Genomic DNA, 18,464 nt, shown 5'->3' with positions numbered 1-18,464 from the left:
GTGGCTTCAGACCATATACTTGATCACGACGAAGCCGCCGATCAAGCCGATGACGAATATCCACATCAGGATCACCAGCCGCCGTTCGATGAAGTCCCGGATCGGCGGACCGAATTTCCACAACAGACCGGCTACCAGGAAAAACCGTGCGCCGCGCGAAACCACGGATGAGATCACGAATACTGCAAAGGAGAAATGCGTTGCGCCGCTGGCAATGGTGGCCACCTTGTAGGGCAGGGGAGAGAAGCCCATCAGCAACACAACCGCAGCGCCGTATTTTTCGTAGGCTGCCTCGAAGGCGTCCCACTTATCGGCATAACCGTAGAAATCGATGATGGCCTGTCCCACGGTTTCGATCAGGAAGTAGCCGATGGCATAGCCGGCAATGCCGCCCAATACGGATGCGATCGTACAGATCATGGCATAACGCCAGGCCTTGTCGCGGTTGGCCAGGCACATCGGGATCAGCATTACGTCCGGAGGAATGGGAAAGAACGAGCTTTCAATGAAGGAAACGACGGCGAGTGTCCGATGGGCTTTCGGGCGGGCCGCCTGGCGCATGGTCCAGTCGTAAAGTTTGCGAAACACGGTTTGACAGAGCTCCAGCCAGTTCCGGCCGAGTGTATGCCGCAGGGCCGGGGACTTGTCCATGCGCGGCGGCATGACAAGGGTGTGTAGGCGGGCCGGGAGTGTTATTCGGCGGCGTCGGCCAGGCGAAGCCAGTAATTGTCGTCACCCAGGGCCATGGCGCGATAGTCGCGAGGGGTTACGCCATAACGCTCGCGGAAGCTGCGGCTGAAGTGGGTCGAGGAATTGAAGCCCCAGGCAAAGGCGATTTCGGTGATCGATTTGCCCCGCAGGCCGGGATGCGCCAAATCCTGCCGGATACGTTCCAGCCGCATCTGCCAGATATAGCTGTTGAGGGTTTCTTCCTCATCAGAAAACAGCTTGTGCAGATAGCGCTTGGAGCATCCAATCGCCGCGGCGATGCGATCCAGCGACAGCATCGGATCATGCAAGTGGGTGGAAATGTATGCCTTCACGCGGTCGCGGGCAGTTTCATGCAGCGCGGCTTCCGTACTGGTGCCCATCTGGTCAAGCGCGGCAAGGCGAACCAGGTGCGACATGGTCTCTGCCAGGTCATCGCCGTTGCTTCTGCTGGTGACGACAGGCATTTCCGCAAAGGCAGAGGCGAGAAGATCGTAGGTCAGACGTCCGACGCCGCTGCGGCCGGAAAACCGCCGGACCACCAGATTGTCGAGATCAAGGCCCATGCGGGTAAGGCGACTGCGCGGCAGCAGTACCGCATGCTGCCTGATCGCCTCGGGGTTGGAGACGATGTAGGAGCGGGTGGTATCGTATATGCTCCATTCGCCGGGGGACAAAACAACCTTGCGGCCATTCTGCTCGAAGCAGGCCGAACCCTCGATCTGGGCTACGATCTTCACGTAACCTCGGTCGTCCTGGCGGATCAGGGTGTTGGTGCGCACCACCCTATGCCGGCTGGCCGTGATGTCGAGCAATTTCAGACCACCGAGATCGCCGATTTCCAGACGGCCATCGAAGCGGCTGTCGCCAAACGTGTCGGATTGAAGGCGGCCAATGTGGCGCCAGACGAAATCGCCCCACAGCGCCAGCCTTTCCGCCGGTGCCACATCCGCGGTCGAGACGACCGAGAGCGCGCCCACATTCCCTCCCAGGGTGTTTATTGGATATCCAACAATATCAATCTAACCCGGCGCCGGGCCCAAGGTAAGCCTTTTTCGCACAGACGTGCGAATATCGTGCAGAAGCTGCGCGCGACATCGGAGGCTGGCCGATTATCGATTTTTTTTTGCGCAAAACTCGAACCGTTGCAGGCACGCGGTATTTGCCAGCCACACAGCCCGCCCATCGGGCCGGCAGTTGCGAAAGCCGGCTGCTTGGGTAATATCCGCGCCGCAAACCGGATCGGTTTGTTGGCCCCAGTGGTGGAATTGGTAGACGCGACAGACTCAAAATCTGTTGTCCGCAAGGGCGTGCTGGTTCAAGTCCGGCCTGGGGCACCATCTCTCTGAAAAATCAGGACTATCTTGCTTTCCGGGCAGAATGGCGGAGCCGGCGCGGCACAATCTGTGCGCTTGCCATGGCCGGGATAATCGTTATATTGCATAACAATTATCCATCCTAACCAAAAAAGCCGTCATGCGCCTTACTTCTGTCGAGAAACCAGCCGGCCCGGACAGCAGCCTGGAAGCCACTCTTGGCCTGCCCATCACGCTCGGCGTGGAGTTGCGGGGCGACATCGCCATTTTGCGTCTGAAGCGTTCGGAAAAGCGCAATGCGCTCGATAACGCCACCGTGCTGGGCCTGCAGCGGTTCTTCTCCCTGGTCCCCGAAGGCGTGAAGGCCGTGGTGCTGGATGGCGAGGGCGAACATTTCTCGGCCGGGCTCGACCTTTCGGCCACGCAGGAACTCTCGGCCAGCGAAGGCGTCGGCCATTCAATGATGTGGCATGAAGCCTTCCGCCACATCCAGTTCGGCCGTGTCCCGGTGATCTCGGTTCTGCATGGCGCAGTGATCGGCGGCGGCCTGGAATTGGCGGCCTCCACCCATATCCGCATTGCCGAACCATCGGCGTTTTATGCCCTGCCCGAGGGGCAACGCGGCATATTTGTGGGCGGCGGCGGCTCGGTGCGTATCCCGAAGCTGATCGGCGTGGCCCGCATGATGGACATGATGCTGACCGGCCGCATCTACAGCGCCGACGAAGGCCACGCCATCGGACTGTCCCAGTATCTGGTTGGAAAAGGCGAGGGCATGACCAGGGCGCTGGAACTGGCCGCCAGGATTGCCGGCAACGCACCAATGACGAATTTTGCCGTGATGCATGCCCTGCCGCGCATCGCCGAAAGCGCCCCCGAAGCCGGCTATATGATGGAGGCGATGATCTCCTCCATCGCCCAGGCCGACGCGGAAGCCAAGACCCGCATCCGCGATTTTATGGAAAAGCGCGCCGGCAAGGTCGGTAAGTCAAAATAACAATATACAGAGCGACGGAGAGGAAGCCGCCCCCATGTCACCCGTGCCGCATGCCTTGACCATTGATTTCGACGATATCTGGCTGGCCGGCGGCGCGCGTACGCCGTTTGCCGACTATATGGGGCCGCTGGCAGACGTTTCACCCATCGACCTGGGCATCAAGGCTGCGCGAGAGGCATTGAAAAAAACCGAGATCTCTGGCGAGGAGATCGACACTGTGGTTGCCGGCAGCATGGCGCAGGCTTCCTACGACGCTTACATGCTGCCCCGTCACATAGGGCTTTATGCGGGCGTGCCTGTGGGCGTGCCGGCACATCTGGTGCAGCGCGTCTGTGGTACCGGCATAGAGGCGATCATCCAGGCGGCCAGCCAGATCCGTCTGGGCCAGGCCGAGACCGGCCTGGTGGTTGGCGCCGAATCCATGAGCCGAAATCCCGTGGCCTCCTACACCCACCGCAACGGCTTCCGCATGGGGCAGGTCGAATTCAAGGACTTTCTGTGGGAAGCGCTGATCGATCCGGCGCCGGGCATCATGATGGGCGACACAGCCGAGAATCTGGCCCGCGAATACCAGATCACGCGCGAGGAAGTGGATGTCTATGCCGCCGAAAGCTTCGACCGCGCGCTGAAGGCGCGTGAGGACGGTTTTTTCACCGACGAGATCGTGCCAGTCGCCAGCGAGGAATTCGCGTTGAAAGGCTATAATCCGCGCGGCGTCAGACTGGGCCGAAAGACGCCACACGTGACGGAGGACACCCATGTACGTCCATCGCCGGTCGAAGCGCTGGCCAAGATCCGGCCGGCATTCGGCGGCGTGCAGACTGGTGGAAATTCATCCGGTGTGGTCGATGGCGCGGCAGCAGCCGTGGTCGCCAGCGGCGCCTATCTGCGCCGTAAAGGCAAGGTACCCCTGGCCCGGATCATTGCCGGTGCCAGCGTCGGAGTGCCGCCCGAGATCATGGGCATCGGACCGGTTCCCGCGATTCGTGCCGTCTGTGCCAAGGCCGGAATCGATGTGAGCCAGGTCGACCGGTTCGAGATCAACGAGGCCTTCGGCGCGCAGGTCATGGCCTGCATGCGGGCGCTAGAGATTCCCCGCGACAGGCTGAACGTGAATGGCGGCGCCATTGCCATTGGCCATCCGCTGGCGGCGACCGGCGTGCGGCTGGCGGTGACGGTTGCGCGCGAATTGCGGCGATCCGGATTGCGGTACGGCGTGGCCTCGGCCTGCATCGGCGGTGGCCAGGGCATCGCATTGCTGGTCGAGAATCCCGAGGCTGCGGCCAGTACGGTCTAGGCCACGCGACTTAAAGCGCGGCAAGCCGATCCAGCAGGTCAATCAGCAGCTGCTTGTCCGCATTGCCAAGGGCGGCTTCGATGCGCCGCTCATGTACCCGCAGAAGATGCTCGCAGGCCTCGTTCAGAAAGCTTTCGCCTTTCGGCGTAAGGTAGAGGGCATTCGATCGGCGGTCGCCGGCGGCTGTGGCCCGGCGCGCCAGCTTGCGCTGTTCCAGTTCATCCAGCAGCGCGACGAAATTGGCGCGATTGATGCCCAATGCCTCGCTGACCCGCGATTGTTTCAGTCCCGGATTGGCGGCGATGATGGCCAGCACGGAAAACTGCGCCGGCCGCAGGTCATAATCCTTCATCGTCGTCATGAAATCCTGGAAAACCGCCAGCTGCGCGCGGCGCAGGCGATAGCCTAGCAGGCCATCCAGGGCGCCAAGATGGATCCGGGCGGCCGATTCCGGCTCAGCCGCGACTGCGGATTTGGGTTTGCGCGTTGCCATCCTGCCGGTCCGATTCAGGGGGTATCCGTCCCGGATTTAAAAGATATCCAGGAGGCTGGCAATCAATATGCGGGATATTTGAAAATCAGCACTTATTATTGTTGTTGTTCAAAACTAAATTCGACGCCAGGGGGCAGTCATGAAGATCAGTGTTCACCGCGTCAGCATCGAATGGGGCGATGCAGATCCGGCGCGGATCGTATTCTATCCCAATTATTTCGCCTGGTTCGATGCCGGCACACGGCACCTGTGGGACAGCGTCGGCCTCGATATGCGCACGGTTTTCGACGATCACGGCGTGGTGGGAATCCCCATCGCGGAGGCCAATGCAAAATTTCTCGCACCGTCGAAATTCGGTGATGTCATCGAAGTGCATAGCGGGATCACCGAATGGGCCGATAAATACTTTATTGTCAGCCACAAGGTGTTCAATGCCGGGATACTGGCCGTTGATGGTTACGAGCGCCGTGTCTGGGCGGCCGAACATCCTGAGAAGCCAGGTCGACTGAAAGCACTGCCGGTACCGGCAGCCATCCGCGATAAATTCGGCTGACCCGCCTCAGGCCAGTGCCATGCGAATGCCCTCGGCGGCATAAAGCAGCGGCGAGAGGAAGCGCTGCTGCATCTCCTCCACGCTGATGCGGCTGGCGTGGCCGCTGACATTCATCGCCGCCAGCACGCGGCCTGACTGGTTGCGGATCGGCACGGCAATCGAGCGCAGTCCGATTTCCAGTTCCTGGTCGACCACCGCGAAACCATTCTGCCGCACGGCGGCGATCCGGTCGCGCAGCAGGGTAGGGTCGGTGATGGTATGGGGCGTCAAAGGTTGGAATTGGGTTTGCGCGAGGAAATTCTCCAGTTCCGCGGGCCGCAAATCGGCCAGCAACACGCGTCCCATCGAGGTGCAGAAGGCGGGAAGCCGCGTACCGATGCCAAGAGCCACCGACATGATGCGCTTGGTCGGTACGCGCGCGACATACACGATGTCGCTGCCCTCCAGCACCGATATTGAACAGGATTCGTTCACCTGTTCGGTCAGGTGTTCCATGAAGGGCTGGGCGCGTTCCCAGATATGCATGGAGGTGAGGAATGCAAAACCCAGTTCCAGTACGCGGGGCGTCAGACGGAAATACTTCCCATCGCCGGTGACATAACCAAGCTCGCACAGCGTGAGCAGATAACGCCGCGCGGCGGCACGGGTCATGTCGGCGCGCCGCGAGACCTCGCTTAACGTCATTTCGTCGTGGTCGCGATCGAAAGCGGTGATGACGCGCAATCCGCGAGCGAGCGAGGTGGAGAAGTCGCGCACATTGATGGCAGTTGACAAGGGAGGGTGATCCAGTAGAAATGTTAAATATACAAATCATTGTGCGCTGTTCGCACATTATGTCAAGTCAGTATCGAAATTTTCAACAACCGTGCTTCTAAAAGGCGCTGTTGACGGCGATCCTCAAGTTCGATTGCCGTAAGCGGGAGGAGAAAACGCAATGTCAGCCCTGATCGGCTACAAGAGGCCGGCGGCCGGGACGCAGCCGAATTACCTGCATCCCCCATACAACTCCTCGATCAAGCGCGCTCCAAGCAAGCCCCTGGTGCTGCTGCCGCAAACGCTGTCCGAAGTCACGGGCCCGCTTTTTGGGCATGAACTGGTCGGTCCGACCGACAACGACCTGACCAGGCAGCATGCCGGCGAACCAATCGGCGAACGGATCATCCTCTCGGGCCGTGTACTTGACGAGAATGGCCGTCCGGTGCCCCGCACCCTGATCGAGTTGTGGCAGGCCAACTCGACCGGCCGTTATCGCCATGCCCTCGATCAGCATGACGCGCCGCTGGATCCGAATTTCACCGGTTACGGCCGCACCGTCACCGACGACGAGGGCCGTTATCGTTTCATCACCATCAAGCCCGGCGCCTATCCCTGGCGCAACCACCACAATGCCTGGCGGCCGCAGCACATTCATCTTTCGCTCTTTGGTCCCAGTTTCATGACGCGACTGGTAACGCAGATGTATTTTCCGGGCGATCCTTTGCTGCCGCTGGATCCGATCTTCAACTGCGTGACCGACCAGCGGGCGCGCGACAGCATGGTGTCGGCTTTCGATCTGGAGACAACGGTGCCGGAATTCGCGCTAGGCTATCGCTGGGATATCGTGCTGCGTGGCCGCGACGCCACGCCGATGGAGAAGCAGTAAGATGTCGCTTGTCCCGACCGCCTCTCAGACCGTCGGCCCTTATCTGCATCTGGGGCTGACAGTCATCACCCGACCGGATATCGCCAAGGATGCCTCCCGGGGCGAAAGGATCGTGATCTCCGGCCGCGTTCTTGATGGAGAGGGCGAGCCTGTACCGGATGCCCTGCTTGAATTCTGGCAGGCGAATGCCGACGGCAAATACGCTCATCCGGACGATGCGCAGGACAAGCCGCTGGATGGCGCGTTTATCGGTTTCGGCCGTGTGCCGACCGACAAGGAAGGTCGATTCAGCTTTGTCACGATCAAGCCGGGTGCCGTGCCGGGACCTGGCAACAGCCTGCAGGCACCGCATATCGTGGTCTGCCTGTTCATGCGCGGCATGCTGCGGCATCTCTACACCCGTATCTACTTCTCCGACGAAGCCGGCAATGCGGACGATCCCGTGCTTGGCCTGATAAACGATGCCGAGCGCCGCCCGACCTTGGTCGCGCAGCGCCAGAACGGCAAGGCCGAGTATCGCTGGGACATCCATATGCAGGGACCGAACGAAACCGTTTTTTTCGATTGTTGACCGAAGGCGCCGGAAGCGCCGTAAACGAGGAGGAAACCCGATGCTTGAACGTCGTCTTGCCCTGGCCACCTGCATGGCGGCAGGCGTACTCCTGATGCCGGCGGCCTTCACGCCCGCCGCCGCGCAGGTCGAGCTGAAAATCCAGCATTTTCTCCCTGCCGGCGCGCCGTCGCAGAAGGTGCTGATCGAACCCTGGGCCAAGGCTGTCGAGGAGCAGTCGCAGGGCAAGATCAAGTCGCGGATTTTCCCGGCCATGCAGCTGGGCGGCAAGCCGCCCGAGCTTTACGACCAGGTCCGAGACGGCATCGTCGACGTCGTATGGACGCTGCCCAGCTACACGCCAGGCCGTTTCCCGATCATGTCGGTCTTCGAACTGCCTTTCATGATCAATGACGCCGAAGCGACCACCAAGGCGGCTTGGGAATTCTACCAGACTTATGCCAAGGCCGAATTCCCCGATGTTCATCCGCTCCTGTTCCATGTCCATGCCCGCGGCGTGATCCATACCAAGGGCAAGGCCGTGCAGAGCGTGGATGATCTGAAGGGCATGAAGCTGCGTGCCCCATCGCGTCCGGTGGGCGATGCGCTGGCGAAGTATGGCGCGACGCCGATTTTCATGCCGGTGCCGCAGACGCCGGAGGCGCTTTCAAAGAACGTTGTCGAGGGTACGGTCGTGCCCTGGGAAGTGACCGTGTCGCTCCGCCTGTACGAACTGACCGATCACCATACCCAGATCGCGGGCCCGCGCGGCCTGTATACATCCGTGTTCCTGTACGCGATGAACAAAAAGAAATATGACGAGTTGCCGGCCGACCTGAAAAAGGTGATCGATGCCAACTCGGGTTCGGCCATGACCAGCCGGATCGGCAGGGCCTGGGAAGATGTCGAGAAGCCCGGTCTCGATGCCGCCAAGGCTCGCGGCAACAAGATCCTCACCATGCCGGATGCTGAAACCGCGAAGCTGCGCAAACTGGCCGAGTCGGTACAAGCGGCCTGGGTGGAAGACATGAACAAACAAGGCAAGGATGGTGCCAAGCTGCTTGCTGCGGCCCAGGCGCTGATCGACAAGCATGGCGCAAAAACCAACTGACGCCTCTGCGCAGGCGAAGGCGGCCGGTATCCGGCCGCCTTCGCTGTTTGACCGCTTCTGCACCCTGCTGGCGGTGACGGGCGGGTTTATCCTGATGGCCGCAGCCACTGTCACGGTGGTCAGCGTGCTGGGGCGGTATTTCCTCAATGCCCCGATTCCCGGCGACATCGAGATCGTCGGGCTGCTGATGGCGGCTGCCATCGCGCTGTTCCTGCCCTATTGCCAGCTGCACAAAGGCAACGTGATCGTCGATGTCTTCACCGAAGCGGCGCCGCCGGCAGTGAAGAAATGGCTCGATATCCTGGCCAGCCTTGGCGTTGGTCTGGTTGCGGCCGTACTGGCTTGGCGCATGGGCATCGGGGGGTTCGAACTGCGAGCGGCCAACGACGAATCAATGGTTCTGCGCCTGCCAACCTGGATCGGCTTCGTGGTGGTGGTGCCGTCCTTTATCCTGCTGGCATTTTCAAGCCTGATTGCAGCCTGGCGCGATGCGACCGACGGTCATGCAGCCGGTGCCGCGAAGGTGATTGAATGACAAGTCTTGCCATTGGCGTCCTGTTCATCGGCGTCATGATCTTCCTGATGGTGATCCGCGTACCGATCGCCATCGCCATGATCCTCTCCGGTGCTGGCGGCTATATCATGCTGTCGGGCTGGCTGCCCTTCCTGAATCGGCTGAAGACCGGGCCGTTCTATACCCTGTCGTCGGAGAGCTTCTCGGTCATCCCGCTCTTTCTGCTGATGGGCTATATAGCCTCGCGGGCCGGAATCAGCCGCGCCCTGTTTGCTGGCGCGAATGCTTTCATCGGTCATGTCCGGGGCGGCCTTTCCATGGCGGCGATCGGCGGCTGCGCCATGTTTGGCGCCATCTGCGGCTCGTCGCTGGCTACGGCAGCCACCATGGGACAGGTCGCGCTTCCGGAAATGAAGCGCTACGGCTATGCGGGCAGCCTGGCGACTGGCACGCTCGCCGCCGGCGGCACGCTGGGCATCCTGATCCCGCCCTCGATCCCACTGATCGTCTATTGCATCCTCGCCGAACAGAATATCGCCAAGCTATTCTTTGCCGCTTTCCTGCCCGGTATTCTGGCCACCATCGGCTACATGATCGCGATTGCGATCTATGTGCGCATCAACCCAAAGGCCGGCCCGGCGGGCCCGAGAACCGACTGGGCCGGACGGCTGAGGGCCATGCGCGATCTGGTGCCGATCGTGCTGTTGTTTGTGGTTGTGCTGGGAGGCATCTATTCCGGCGTGTTCACGCCCACCGAAGCCGCTGCTTTCGGCACGCTTGGTGCCTTGTTGATCGCGGTGATGATGAATGGCCTGCGCCTGGATGGCCTGATCGAATGCCTGCGTGATACGGCGATCAGCACGGGCATGATTTTCATGATCCTGATCGGTGCCGAGATATTCAATTCCTTCATGGCGCTCAGCGGCGTGCCGCAGGAACTGGCCGATGCGATCGGGCGCAGCGGACTGTCGCCGATGATGGTCATGCTGATGATACTGCTGGTCTATCTGGTCCTGGGGTGCTTGATGGATTCGCTCAGCATGATCCTGCTGACCCTGCCGATTTTCCTGCCGGCGGTGTTCGCCCTCGATTTCGGCCTCACACCCGAACAGACCGCGATCTGGTTCGGCATCCTTATCCTGATCGTGGTGGAGGTCGGGCTGATCACACCCCCGGTGGGAATGAATGTTTTTGTCATCAACAAGCTGGCGCGCGACGTGCCGATGCGGCAGACTTTCCGCGGTGTGGTGCCGTTCCTGATCTCGGATGCGGTGCGCGTCGCCCTTCTGCTGGTTTTTCCGGTCCTGACCTACGGGTTGCTGGAGCTTGTTAAATGGTAGCTGACCGGGGCCTCTTCGCCCCTCTCTTTGCCGGTACGGCCATCTCCGCCCTGTTTTCAGACAATGCCCATCTGCAGGGCATGCTGGATTTCGAGGCGGCTCTGGCCCGGGCCGAGGCCAAGACCGGTGTGATCCCCCAAGCCGCCGTGGCCGCCATCGTGGCGGCCTGCGATGCCAAACACTACGACCTCTCGGCCCTGGCCGGATCCGCCGCAAAAGCCGGCAACACCGCAATCCCGATGGTGAAAATGCTGACCGCCCGCGTGGCCGAGGCGGATGGCGAAGCGGCACGCTATGTTCATTGGGGCGCCACCAGCCAGGATGCCATGGATACCGGGCTGGTGCTGCAATTGCGGCAGGCCCTCAACCTGATCGAGGCCGATCTGGGCCGGCTGTCTTCCGCGCTGGCCGCGCTGGCCGCGAATCACCGGCAGACACCGATGGTGGCCCGCACCTGGCTGCAGCATGCCCTGCCGACCACCTTCGGCCTGAAGGCTGCCGGCTGGCTGGATGCCATTGAACGCCATCGCGCCCGATTGGTCGAACTCAAGCCCCGGCTACTGGTGCTGCAGTTCGGTGGAGCTGCCGGCACGTTGGCCGCGCTGGACGACAAGGGCCTGCAGGTGGCGAACGCACTTGCAGAGGATCTCAACCTCGGCCTGCCGGCCATGCCATGGCATGGCGCGCGCGACCGCATCGTGGAACTGGCGATGGCTCTGGCCCTGTTGACCGGCAGCCTAGGCAAGATGGCGCGCGACATCGCGCTACTCATGCAGACCGACGTGGGCGAAGCTTTCGAGCCGGCCGGCGAGGGGCGCGGCGGTTCGTCGACCATGCCGCACAAGCGCAATCCGGTGACGGCAGCGGTTGTGCTGGCTGCTGCGACCCGGGTGCCGCATCTGGCCGGCAGCCTGCTGAGTGGCATGACGCAGGAACATGAGCGCGGCCTGGGCGGCTGGCATGCCGAATGGGAAACGGTGCCCGAACTGGTACTGCTCAGTGCCGGTGCCCTGATGCAAATGGCCGATACCATCGATGGGCTGGAAGTCGATGCTACGCGGATGCGCGCCAATCTCGATGCCACCAACGGCCTGATCATGGCCGAGGCCGTGACCATGGCGCTGGGTGCTAAGATCGGGCGGCTGGCAGCGCATCAGCGCGTCGAGGCCGCTTCGAAGCAGGCGGTCAGCGAAAAGCGCCATCTGCGCGATGTGCTGGCCGAGGATGCGGTGGTGAGCCAGCATCTCGGCGTCGCAGCCCTGGACCAGCTCTTTGAACCGCTCGGTTACACCGGCATTGCCGCGACGCTGGTCGATCGCGTGCTGGCCGCCCGGCGGCAATAACAGGCAACACAGGAGGCTGCATGCCGTTTATTGCCTGCGACGATGGCGTCGAACTGCATTACCGGCTGGATGGACCGGAAAACGCGCCGGTGCTGGTGTTGTCCAATTCTCTTGGCACCGATCTCGGCATGTGGGAGCCACAGATGTCTGCGCTCATCCGGCATTGCCGCGTGCTGCGCTACGATACCCGAGGGCATGGCCAGTCCGGCCTGCCGACTAAACCCTATCAGGTCGACCGGCTCGGCCGTGATGTCCTGACCCTGATGGATGGGCTGGGCATAGAGCGCGCAATGTTCTGCGGCCTGTCGATGGGGGGCATGACCGGCATGTGGCTGGGTATCCATGCCCCGCAGCGGTTCAGCCGTCTCGTGCTATGCAACACGGCCGCCAAGATCGGTACGCCCGAGGTCTGGAATACCCGCATCGCCGCGGTGCGGGAAGGCGGCATGGCATCCATTCTCAATGGCGTGATCCAGCGCTGGTTCACCGAGGATTTCGCCAAACTCTACCCCGGGGCGGTGAAGACAATCTCGGACATGCTGCGGGCTACCGCGCCGGAAGGGTATTGTGCCGCCTGCGCCGCCGTGCGCGACATGGATCAGCGCGACGGAATCGCAGCCATTCGCCTGCCCACGCTGGTCATTTCTGGTGCACATGATCTGGCCACTCCGCCACAGGATGGCCGCTTTGTGGCGGATGCCATCCCCGGTGCGCGGTATGCTGAATTGCCGGCCGCGCATCTTTCCAATGTCGAGCGGGCCGAGGAATTCACCAAGTTGCTGACCGGATTTCTGGCCGGTTGACCGAAAGGATATCGGAATGGACGACAAGGAACGCTATGGCGCGGGCATGACGGTGCGGCGGGCGGTGCTGGGCGATGCCCATGTCGATCGCTCGCTCACCAAGATCAACGACTTCAACGGCGACTTCCAGAATTTCATCACCCGCTATGCCTGGGGCGAGATCTGGACCGATCCGACCCTGGACCGCAAGACGCGAAGCTGCATGGTGCTGTCGATGATGATCGCGCTTAACCGCGTCGATGAGTTCAAGCTGCACGTGAAGGCCGCTTTCAACAATGGTCTGACCAAAAATGACATCCGTGCGGTGATCAAGCAGGCTGCCGTTTATTGCGGCGTGCCGGCGGGCAATAGCGCCACCCACTGGGCCGAAGAGGTGTTTGCCCAGATGGAAAAGGACGGCCATAAATTCTGACAATAAAAAAAAGCGGCGCCGGAAGGCGCCGCTTTTACCCGGGTTCCGGGAACGATTAGTGCGAAGCCTGGCGCTGGCCACGGTTCTGGCCACCGCCCTGCTGCTGCGGTCGGCCGAAGCGCTTGCCGCCGGGCTTGCGATTCTGCTGCGGCTGGCCCTGATCGCCACGACCGCGATGGCCGTCATTACGCTGGCCATCCTTGCGGCCGCCGGCGTGATTGTGGCCGTGCGGGCGTTGCTGATGATGCTGCGGCCGTGCTTCACCTTTGGGTTCGGCAGCAGTGGCGGCCGCCAGCTTGGCATCGCCGCGCCGGTCGGTAAAGGGGATGCGCTGGCGCGTCACCTTCTCGATGTCGCGCAGGTAGGCGCGCTCATCCTGGGCGCAGAGCGAAATTGCCATGCCGTCCTTGCCGGCGCGCGCGGTGCGGCCGATGCGGTGTACATAGCTTTCCGGCACATTCGGCAGTTCGAAGTTCACCACGTGGCTGACGCCGGTGACATCGATCCCGCGGGCGGCGATGTCGGTGGCAACCAGGACGCGGATGCGGCCGGCCTTGAAATCGGCCAAGGCGCGCTCGCGCTGGCTCTGTGACTTGTTGCCATGGATGGCATTGGCCGGCACGCCGCCGCTAGTCAGATGCCGTGCAACACGGTCGGCACCGTGCTTGGTGCGGGTGAAAACCAGCGCGCGGGTGATGGAGGGATCGCCCATGATCTCGGCAAGCAGGGCACGCTTGCGTTCGGCTTCGATGAAGATCACCTGCTGGTCGATACGCTCGACCGTGGTGGCAGCCGGGGTCACTTCTACGCGCACGGGTTCTTTCAGGAAGCCGGCGGCGAGCTGGGCGATGTTCTGCGGCATTGTGGCTGAGAAGAACAGGCTTTGGCGCTGCTTGGGCAGGGCCTGCGCGATACGCTTGATGGCATGCACGAAGCCCAGGTCCAGCATCTGGTCGGCTTCATCCAGCACCACGGTCTCGACGGCGTCGAGGCGCAGGGTGCCCTGCTGCATGTGATCGATCAGGCGGCCCGGGGTGGCAACCAGAACGTCAACGCCGCGCGCCAGCGCCTGGACCTGCGGGTTCATGCCGACGCCGCCGAACACGACGGTGACCGAGAGTTTCATCTCACGGCCATAGGCGCGGAATTTTTCGGCGATCTGGGAAGCCAGTTCGCGCGTCGGGCTGAGTACCAGCGCGCGGCAGGTTTTTGGTGCCGGACGGCGGTTGTTGGCGGCCAGGCGATGCAGGATCGGCAGCGCGAAGGCCGCCGTCTTGCCGGTGCCGGTCTGGGCGATGCCCAGCAGGTCACGGCCCGCCAGCACGGGCGGAATGGCCTGGGTCTGGATCGGCGTCGGCTGGGTGTACTTGCCCGCAATCAGGGCATTGAGCAGGGCCTGGTCGAGGCCGAGTTCGGTAAAGCTGGTCAAAATGGAATCCTTAAGGGTAAGCGCACGACGGCGCCAGGCGGACTCGCCTGCAGCGCAGCGATCGGACGCGGGTCCGGTAAAACGTCCCCGCGTGACCTGGGTCGTGAATGGGAGTGCGAGGCGTTGGGCAGGACGAAAGAGCCAGATTTGCTCTCCGCTCACGCGGCCACAACGCGAATGCCATCGAAACGGCAGGCGGTATATGGGCCTTATACGGCCTAAGGTCAAGCGAAATAAGCGATTACCCTCAAAAGCCGTATAATTCCGCCGGATTACGGGTGAAGATTTTCTGGCGATCGGCGTCGTTCGGCACCCAGTCCAGCATCAGATCAAGCAGGGCGGCCTCATCGGGATACCCGAATTTATGCGCCTGGGCATGGGGGAAGTTGCTGGCCCAGATCATGCGCTCCGGTGCCTGCTTCACCAGGGCTTTCGCCAGCACGCCAACATCCTCGTATTTCGGCTTTCCGGTTTTCGATGTCTCGTAAGCAGCCGCCAGCTTGACCCAGACATTGCCGCTATCGACCAGCCGCTGCAGGCATTGGAAGGAGGGGTGCTCCACCGGCACCGGCTCAAGGAATTTGCCGATATGATCGATCACCACCTTGCAGGGCAGGCGGCGGATCATCGCTTCATGCTGGGGCAGGTCGCGGCCGTCGAGCTGCAGCAGCAGATGCCAGCCATGCGATGTCACGCGGGCGGCCATCTCTTCGGCCACATTCAGACCCAGCGTGCCGCCAAGCAGCGCCATGATGCGCAGGCCGCGCGCGCCCGCCCTGGTCAGGCGTTCCAGTTCCGCATCAGTCACGCCGGGTTTCACCACCACAACGGCGCGGGCGATGGGACCCAGTTCGGCGGTGGCGGCCATGGTCAGACGGTTGTCGTCGCCATAGGCGTTTGGCTGCACCACCACGACGCGTTCGATCCCCAGCCAGTTCATCACCTGCCGGTAATCGGCCACCGAGGCGTCCGGCGGCGTTGGCGTACCTGGCAGGGCGGCATAGCGGCTGTCATAGAAATGAATATGAGTGTCGCAGGCGCCCGCAGGCATCTGCAGTTTTGGCTTCGGGCCGGTGAGGATGCGGGTGTAGCTCATGTTCACTCCGGCGGTCAGGCGACGCGGTATCGGTTTAGAACGCCCTCGTCTGGCTCAAAGCCAATGCCGGGCGTATCGGGAATGGCGATCCGGCCATTGCTTGGCAATGGAATATCCCGGCCACAGAAGGCTGCAGGCTGGACATAGAGGAACTCGAACAAGCCGATATGGTCCAGATGCGCGGCCAGCTGCAAGGTGGCCCAGTAGCCTGGGCCGAAATAGGGCGAATGCGGCATCAGGGGTTTCCCAGCCACATCCGCCAGCTTGGCCACGGCCAGAAATTCACTGATTCCCCCAACCTTGGTGACGCTGGGCTGCGGGTAATCCAGGGCGGCGATCAGACGGCGGAATTCCATCGCGGTGCAGGCATTCTCACCGGCAGAAAGCGGTACGCCGAACCGGCGCCGCAGGGAGGCCAGGGTTTCGTAGTCCTCAGGCGGGAAAACCGGCTCCTCGACCCAGAACAGGTCAAGGTCCTTCATCTTGGGCAGCAGGCATTCGGCTTCTGCCAGGCTCCAGCCGCAATTCACATCGGTGGTGATGCGAATGCGCGGGCCAGTGGCGGTACGTGCCGCGGCGATGGCCTGATAGGCGATTTCGTGCAGCTTAACGTCTTCATAGCCCTCCGCCACGGCTTTCTGCGCCATCGCAGCGACTGGCTCAGGGCCGCCATAGCGTACCAGGCTGGCATAGGCCTGCACCTGCCCGCGCCGCCGCCCCAGCAGGGCGGACAGGCTCTTACCGGCGCGTTTGCCGGCGATGTCCCACAGGGCGATATCAAGGCCGGAGAGCGCAAAGATGGTGATGCCGTAACGTCCCCAGATATGCAGTTCCTTCTGCAGGTCGCGGCTGAGTCCCGGGATATCTGCCGTATCCCGTCCAATGGCCAGCGGTGCCACCATGTCGATCACGGCGGCGCGCACAGCCGAAGCGCAGCTATAGGCGAAAGCCTCACCCCAGCCGACAATGCCGTCTTCAGTCTCGACTCGCACCAACAATGTGTCGAATTCGGTCCAGCCGCGGCGTTTGGCTCGTGGGCCATCGTATAGGTCGCCGAAGGGGATTTTCAGCGTAACGGTATCTATGCTTTTGATCCGCATCCTTATAGCCGCTTCTTCAGGGTCTCGAAATCGCCGTCAAATTCCTGACTGCAGAATGGCGTGCCGCCCTGAAAATGATCGCCGATGGGATCTTTCGGCAGTGTCTTCTGCGTTTCCAGCGCCTCGACCGCGAAATCTTCCGACTGCCCCGCTGGATGATAGCCAAGCCGCAGGGCATTGGCATTGTCCCACCACGCCCGTTTATTGTCGGACATGCCATAGACCACTTCATAGACCAGGTCCGGTTTTTCCAGGCCAATGCGGATCAGTTGTACCAGATCATCGGGTTTCAGCCAGATCGCCAGCCGTCGCTCGTCGATCGGTTTGTCGCCAAAATTGCCGATACGGATGCTGAGCACGCCCATGCCATGCTTGTGCGCGTAGAGCGCACCGACGCCTTCGCCGAACAGCTTGCTCAGGCCATAGCGGGTGTCGGGTTTGGGCACGGCTTCGATGCCGATTTTGCGGCTGCGCGGATAGAAGCCCATCACATGATTCGATGATGCGAAGACCACGCGCTTCACGCTCTTGCGACGGGCGGCTTCGAACAGGTTGTAGGTGCCGATGATGTTGGCGTTCAGGATGGTTTCCCAGGGGCCCTCCACCGAAAAGCCGCCCAGATGGACGATGCCCTCGATGCCGTCGCAGATCTTCTCGACGGCTGCCATATCGGCCAGATCCGCCTGGATGAAGGTCTCGTCCGGGCGTAGGTCGGATGGCGGTTTGATGTCGCTCAGGAGCAGATCGGGATAGATCGGCCTGAGCAACTGACGCAGGCGGGTGCCGACGCCGCCGCTGGCTCCGGTGAGCAGAACGCGTTTCATGCCGGCCTCCGTTATTGCGGACCCAGTTTGTCGATCAGTATCTTCAGCATGGCATGCTCTTCCTCGCTGCAATCCACCAGCGGCGTGCGTACTGGTCCGGCATCATAGCCGACCAGGCGGGCGCCCGCCTTGATGATGCTGACTGCGTAACCCGGCCGGCGGTTGCGAATCAGGGAATAGGGCATGAAGAAATCGTCGAGAATCCGCGTTGCGGTGACACTGTCATCCTTCGCAATGGCGCGATAGAAATCCATCGCGGTTCTCGGGATGAAATTGAACACGGCCGAAGAGTAGACCGGCACGCCCATCGCCTTGTAGGGGGCGGCGAAGAATTCGGCCGTTGGCAAGCCGCCCAGATACGCAAAGCGGTCGCCCAGCTTACGCCGGATGGCCACCATCAGTTCCAGATCGCCGATGCCGTCCTTGAAACCGATCAGGTTCGGGCATTGCTCGGCCAGGCGGGCCAGTGCGTCGGGGCCCAGGCGGCAGACGCCGCGATTGTAGACGATGGCCCCGATCTTCACTGATTTGCATATGGCGGCAATATGCCGGCTGATTCCCTCCTGATCGGCCTCCACCAGATAATGCGGCAGGATTAGCAGTCCGGCGGCACCCAGGCGTTCAGCCTCCTGCGCGTAGGCGATGGCTTGCCGGGTGCCGAAACCGGTGCCGGCCAGAATCGGCACCCTGCCTTTGCAGGTTTCAACGGCGGTGCGGATGACATCGCTGTATTCTTCCGGGGCCAGCGAAAAGAACTCGCCGGTACCGCCCGCGGCAAACAGGGCAGTGGCGCCATAGGGCATCAGCCATTCCAAGCGGCGGCGATAGCCCTTCGGCTCGAAATTTCCGGCAGTATCGAAATCGGTTACAGGGAAAGAAAGCAGGCCGCTGGAAATGGCCTCTTTCAGGACATACGGTTCCATTCTCTTCTCACCT

20 protein-coding genes and 1 tRNA gene are annotated in these 18,464 nt (G+C 61.9%); 12 read left to right on the top strand and 9 right to left on the bottom strand.

The window, feature by feature from the left end:
- Nucleotides 1-6: 6 nt before the first annotated feature.
- Both ACK4FK_RS01970 and ACK4FK_RS01965 read right to left on the bottom strand, forming a co-directional pair.
- Nucleotides 7-588 carry a YqaA family protein gene (locus tag ACK4FK_RS01970; protein WP_409740358.1) on the bottom strand — a complete coding sequence of 194 codons (582 nt, stop codon included), beginning with the start codon at nt 586-588 and terminating at the stop codon, nt 7-9.
- A gap of 104 nt (nt 589-692) precedes the next feature.
- On the bottom strand, nt 693-1,688 hold the full coding sequence (locus tag ACK4FK_RS01965) for a helix-turn-helix domain-containing protein (RefSeq protein WP_409740355.1): 996 nt from the start codon (nt 1,686-1,688) through the stop codon (nt 693-695).
- Nucleotides 1,689-1,961: 273 nt separating this feature from the next.
- Here ACK4FK_RS01965 and ACK4FK_RS01960 point away from each other — a divergent pair.
- The 3 genes from ACK4FK_RS01960 (at nt 1,962) to ACK4FK_RS01950 (ending at nt 4,318) form a co-directional block, all read left to right on the top strand.
- A tRNA-Leu gene (locus ACK4FK_RS01960) sits at nt 1,962-2,048 on the top strand.
- Nucleotides 2,049-2,184: 136 nt separating this feature from the next.
- Nucleotides 2,185-3,021 (top strand): crotonase/enoyl-CoA hydratase family protein, encoded by an 837-nt coding sequence (locus ACK4FK_RS01955; protein ID WP_409740352.1) that lies wholly within the window; start codon nt 2,185-2,187, stop codon nt 3,019-3,021.
- 34 nt (nt 3,022-3,055) lie between these two features.
- On the top strand, nt 3,056-4,318 hold the full coding sequence (locus ACK4FK_RS01950; RefSeq protein WP_409740350.1) for a thiolase family protein: 1,263 nt from the start codon (nt 3,056-3,058) through the stop codon (nt 4,316-4,318).
- Nucleotides 4,319-4,328: 10 nt separating this feature from the next.
- Here the strand turns inward: ACK4FK_RS01950 and ACK4FK_RS01945 are convergent, their stop codons facing one another.
- Nucleotides 4,329-4,811: a MarR family winged helix-turn-helix transcriptional regulator gene (locus tag ACK4FK_RS01945; RefSeq protein WP_409740347.1), complete on the bottom strand. Its 483-nt coding sequence runs from the start codon at nt 4,809-4,811 to the stop codon at nt 4,329-4,331.
- A gap of 139 nt (nt 4,812-4,950) precedes the next feature.
- Here ACK4FK_RS01945 and ACK4FK_RS01940 point away from each other — a divergent pair, with 139 nt between their 5' ends.
- Nucleotides 4,951-5,364 carry an acyl-CoA thioesterase gene (locus ACK4FK_RS01940; RefSeq protein WP_409740344.1) on the top strand — a complete coding sequence of 138 codons (414 nt, stop codon included), beginning with the start codon at nt 4,951-4,953 and terminating at the stop codon, nt 5,362-5,364.
- A 6-nt stretch (nt 5,365-5,370) separates the two neighbouring features.
- Here the strand turns inward: ACK4FK_RS01940 and ACK4FK_RS01935 are convergent, their stop codons facing one another.
- Nucleotides 5,371-6,138 (bottom strand): IclR family transcriptional regulator, encoded by a 768-nt coding sequence (locus ACK4FK_RS01935; RefSeq protein ID WP_409740342.1) that lies wholly within the window; start codon nt 6,136-6,138, stop codon nt 5,371-5,373.
- A 160-nt stretch (nt 6,139-6,298) separates the two neighbouring features.
- On the opposite strand from ACK4FK_RS01935, the gene pcaH reads away from it, so the two are divergent.
- The 8 genes from pcaH to pcaC are packed head-to-tail and all read left to right on the top strand — an operon-like array spanning nt 6,299 to nt 13,079.
- Entirely contained in the window at nt 6,299-7,006 is a 708-nt protein-coding gene (gene pcaH / locus ACK4FK_RS01930) for a protocatechuate 3,4-dioxygenase subunit beta (RefSeq protein ID WP_409740339.1), read from the top strand.
- Nucleotides 6,972-7,577 carry a protocatechuate 3,4-dioxygenase subunit alpha gene (gene pcaG / locus ACK4FK_RS01925; protein WP_409740337.1) on the top strand — a complete coding sequence of 202 codons (606 nt, stop codon included), beginning with the start codon at nt 6,972-6,974 and terminating at the stop codon, nt 7,575-7,577. Before pcaH ends, pcaG begins: the two co-directional genes overlap by 35 nt.
- 40 nt (nt 7,578-7,617) lie before the next feature.
- Nucleotides 7,618-8,667, top strand: a complete 1,050-nt coding sequence (locus tag ACK4FK_RS01920) for a TRAP transporter substrate-binding protein (protein WP_409740334.1) — start codon at nt 7,618-7,620, stop codon at nt 8,665-8,667.
- Nucleotides 8,648-9,202 carry a TRAP transporter small permease gene (locus ACK4FK_RS01915; RefSeq protein WP_409740332.1) on the top strand — a complete coding sequence of 185 codons (555 nt, stop codon included), beginning with the start codon at nt 8,648-8,650 and terminating at the stop codon, nt 9,200-9,202. Before ACK4FK_RS01920 ends, ACK4FK_RS01915 begins: the two co-directional genes overlap by 20 nt.
- The gene (locus ACK4FK_RS01910; RefSeq protein WP_409740329.1) at nt 9,199-10,521 is read left to right on the top strand and encodes a TRAP transporter large permease; all 1,323 of its coding nucleotides are present in this window, start codon (nt 9,199-9,201) and stop codon (nt 10,519-10,521) included. The genes ACK4FK_RS01915 and ACK4FK_RS01910 overlap by 4 nt, the downstream gene beginning before the upstream one ends.
- On the top strand, nt 10,515-11,864 hold the full coding sequence (locus tag ACK4FK_RS01905; protein ID WP_409740326.1) for a 3-carboxy-cis,cis-muconate cycloisomerase: 1,350 nt from the start codon (nt 10,515-10,517) through the stop codon (nt 11,862-11,864). The genes ACK4FK_RS01910 and ACK4FK_RS01905 overlap by 7 nt, the downstream gene beginning before the upstream one ends.
- Nucleotides 11,865-11,884: 20 nt before the next feature.
- Nucleotides 11,885-12,667: a 3-oxoadipate enol-lactonase gene (gene pcaD, locus ACK4FK_RS01900; RefSeq protein WP_409740324.1), complete on the top strand. Its 783-nt coding sequence runs from the start codon at nt 11,885-11,887 to the stop codon at nt 12,665-12,667.
- Nucleotides 12,668-12,683: 16 nt separating this feature from the next.
- Nucleotides 12,684-13,079: a 4-carboxymuconolactone decarboxylase gene (pcaC, locus tag ACK4FK_RS01895; RefSeq protein WP_409740321.1), complete on the top strand. Its 396-nt coding sequence runs from the start codon at nt 12,684-12,686 to the stop codon at nt 13,077-13,079.
- 55 nt (nt 13,080-13,134) lie between these two features.
- Here pcaC and ACK4FK_RS01890 read toward each other — a convergent pair whose 3' ends face one another.
- The 5 genes from ACK4FK_RS01890 to kdgD all read right to left on the bottom strand — a co-directional run bounded on the left by ACK4FK_RS01890 (nt 13,135) and on the right by kdgD (nt 18,451).
- Nucleotides 13,135-14,508 carry a DEAD/DEAH box helicase gene (locus tag ACK4FK_RS01890; RefSeq protein WP_409740320.1) on the bottom strand — a complete coding sequence of 458 codons (1,374 nt, stop codon included), beginning with the start codon at nt 14,506-14,508 and terminating at the stop codon, nt 13,135-13,137.
- Between the two features lie 247 nt (nt 14,509-14,755).
- Complete coding sequence (locus ACK4FK_RS01885; protein ID WP_409740317.1) at nt 14,756-15,604, bottom strand: amidohydrolase family protein; 849 nt, start codon at nt 15,602-15,604, stop codon at nt 14,756-14,758.
- A 14-nt stretch (nt 15,605-15,618) separates the two neighbouring features.
- Complete coding sequence (locus tag ACK4FK_RS01880) at nt 15,619-16,704, bottom strand: mandelate racemase/muconate lactonizing enzyme family protein (protein WP_409740314.1); 1,086 nt, start codon at nt 16,702-16,704, stop codon at nt 15,619-15,621.
- A gap of 2 nt (nt 16,705-16,706) precedes the next feature.
- Nucleotides 16,707-17,528 (bottom strand): NAD-dependent epimerase/dehydratase family protein, encoded by an 822-nt coding sequence (locus ACK4FK_RS01875; RefSeq protein WP_409740311.1) that lies wholly within the window; start codon nt 17,526-17,528, stop codon nt 16,707-16,709.
- 11 nt (nt 17,529-17,539) lie between these two features.
- Nucleotides 17,540-18,451: a 5-dehydro-4-deoxyglucarate dehydratase gene (gene kdgD / locus ACK4FK_RS01870; RefSeq protein ID WP_409740308.1), complete on the bottom strand. Its 912-nt coding sequence runs from the start codon at nt 18,449-18,451 to the stop codon at nt 17,540-17,542.
- Nucleotides 18,452-18,464 lie beyond the last annotated feature (13 nt).

It is taken from the genome of Ferrovibrio sp., assembly GCF_046297895.1.
Lineage (GTDB): Bacteria > Pseudomonadota > Alphaproteobacteria > Ferrovibrionales > Ferrovibrionaceae > Ferrovibrio.
Note: the sequence above shows the minus strand (reverse complement) of the source record. Positions and strands in the feature narration are given on the sequence as shown.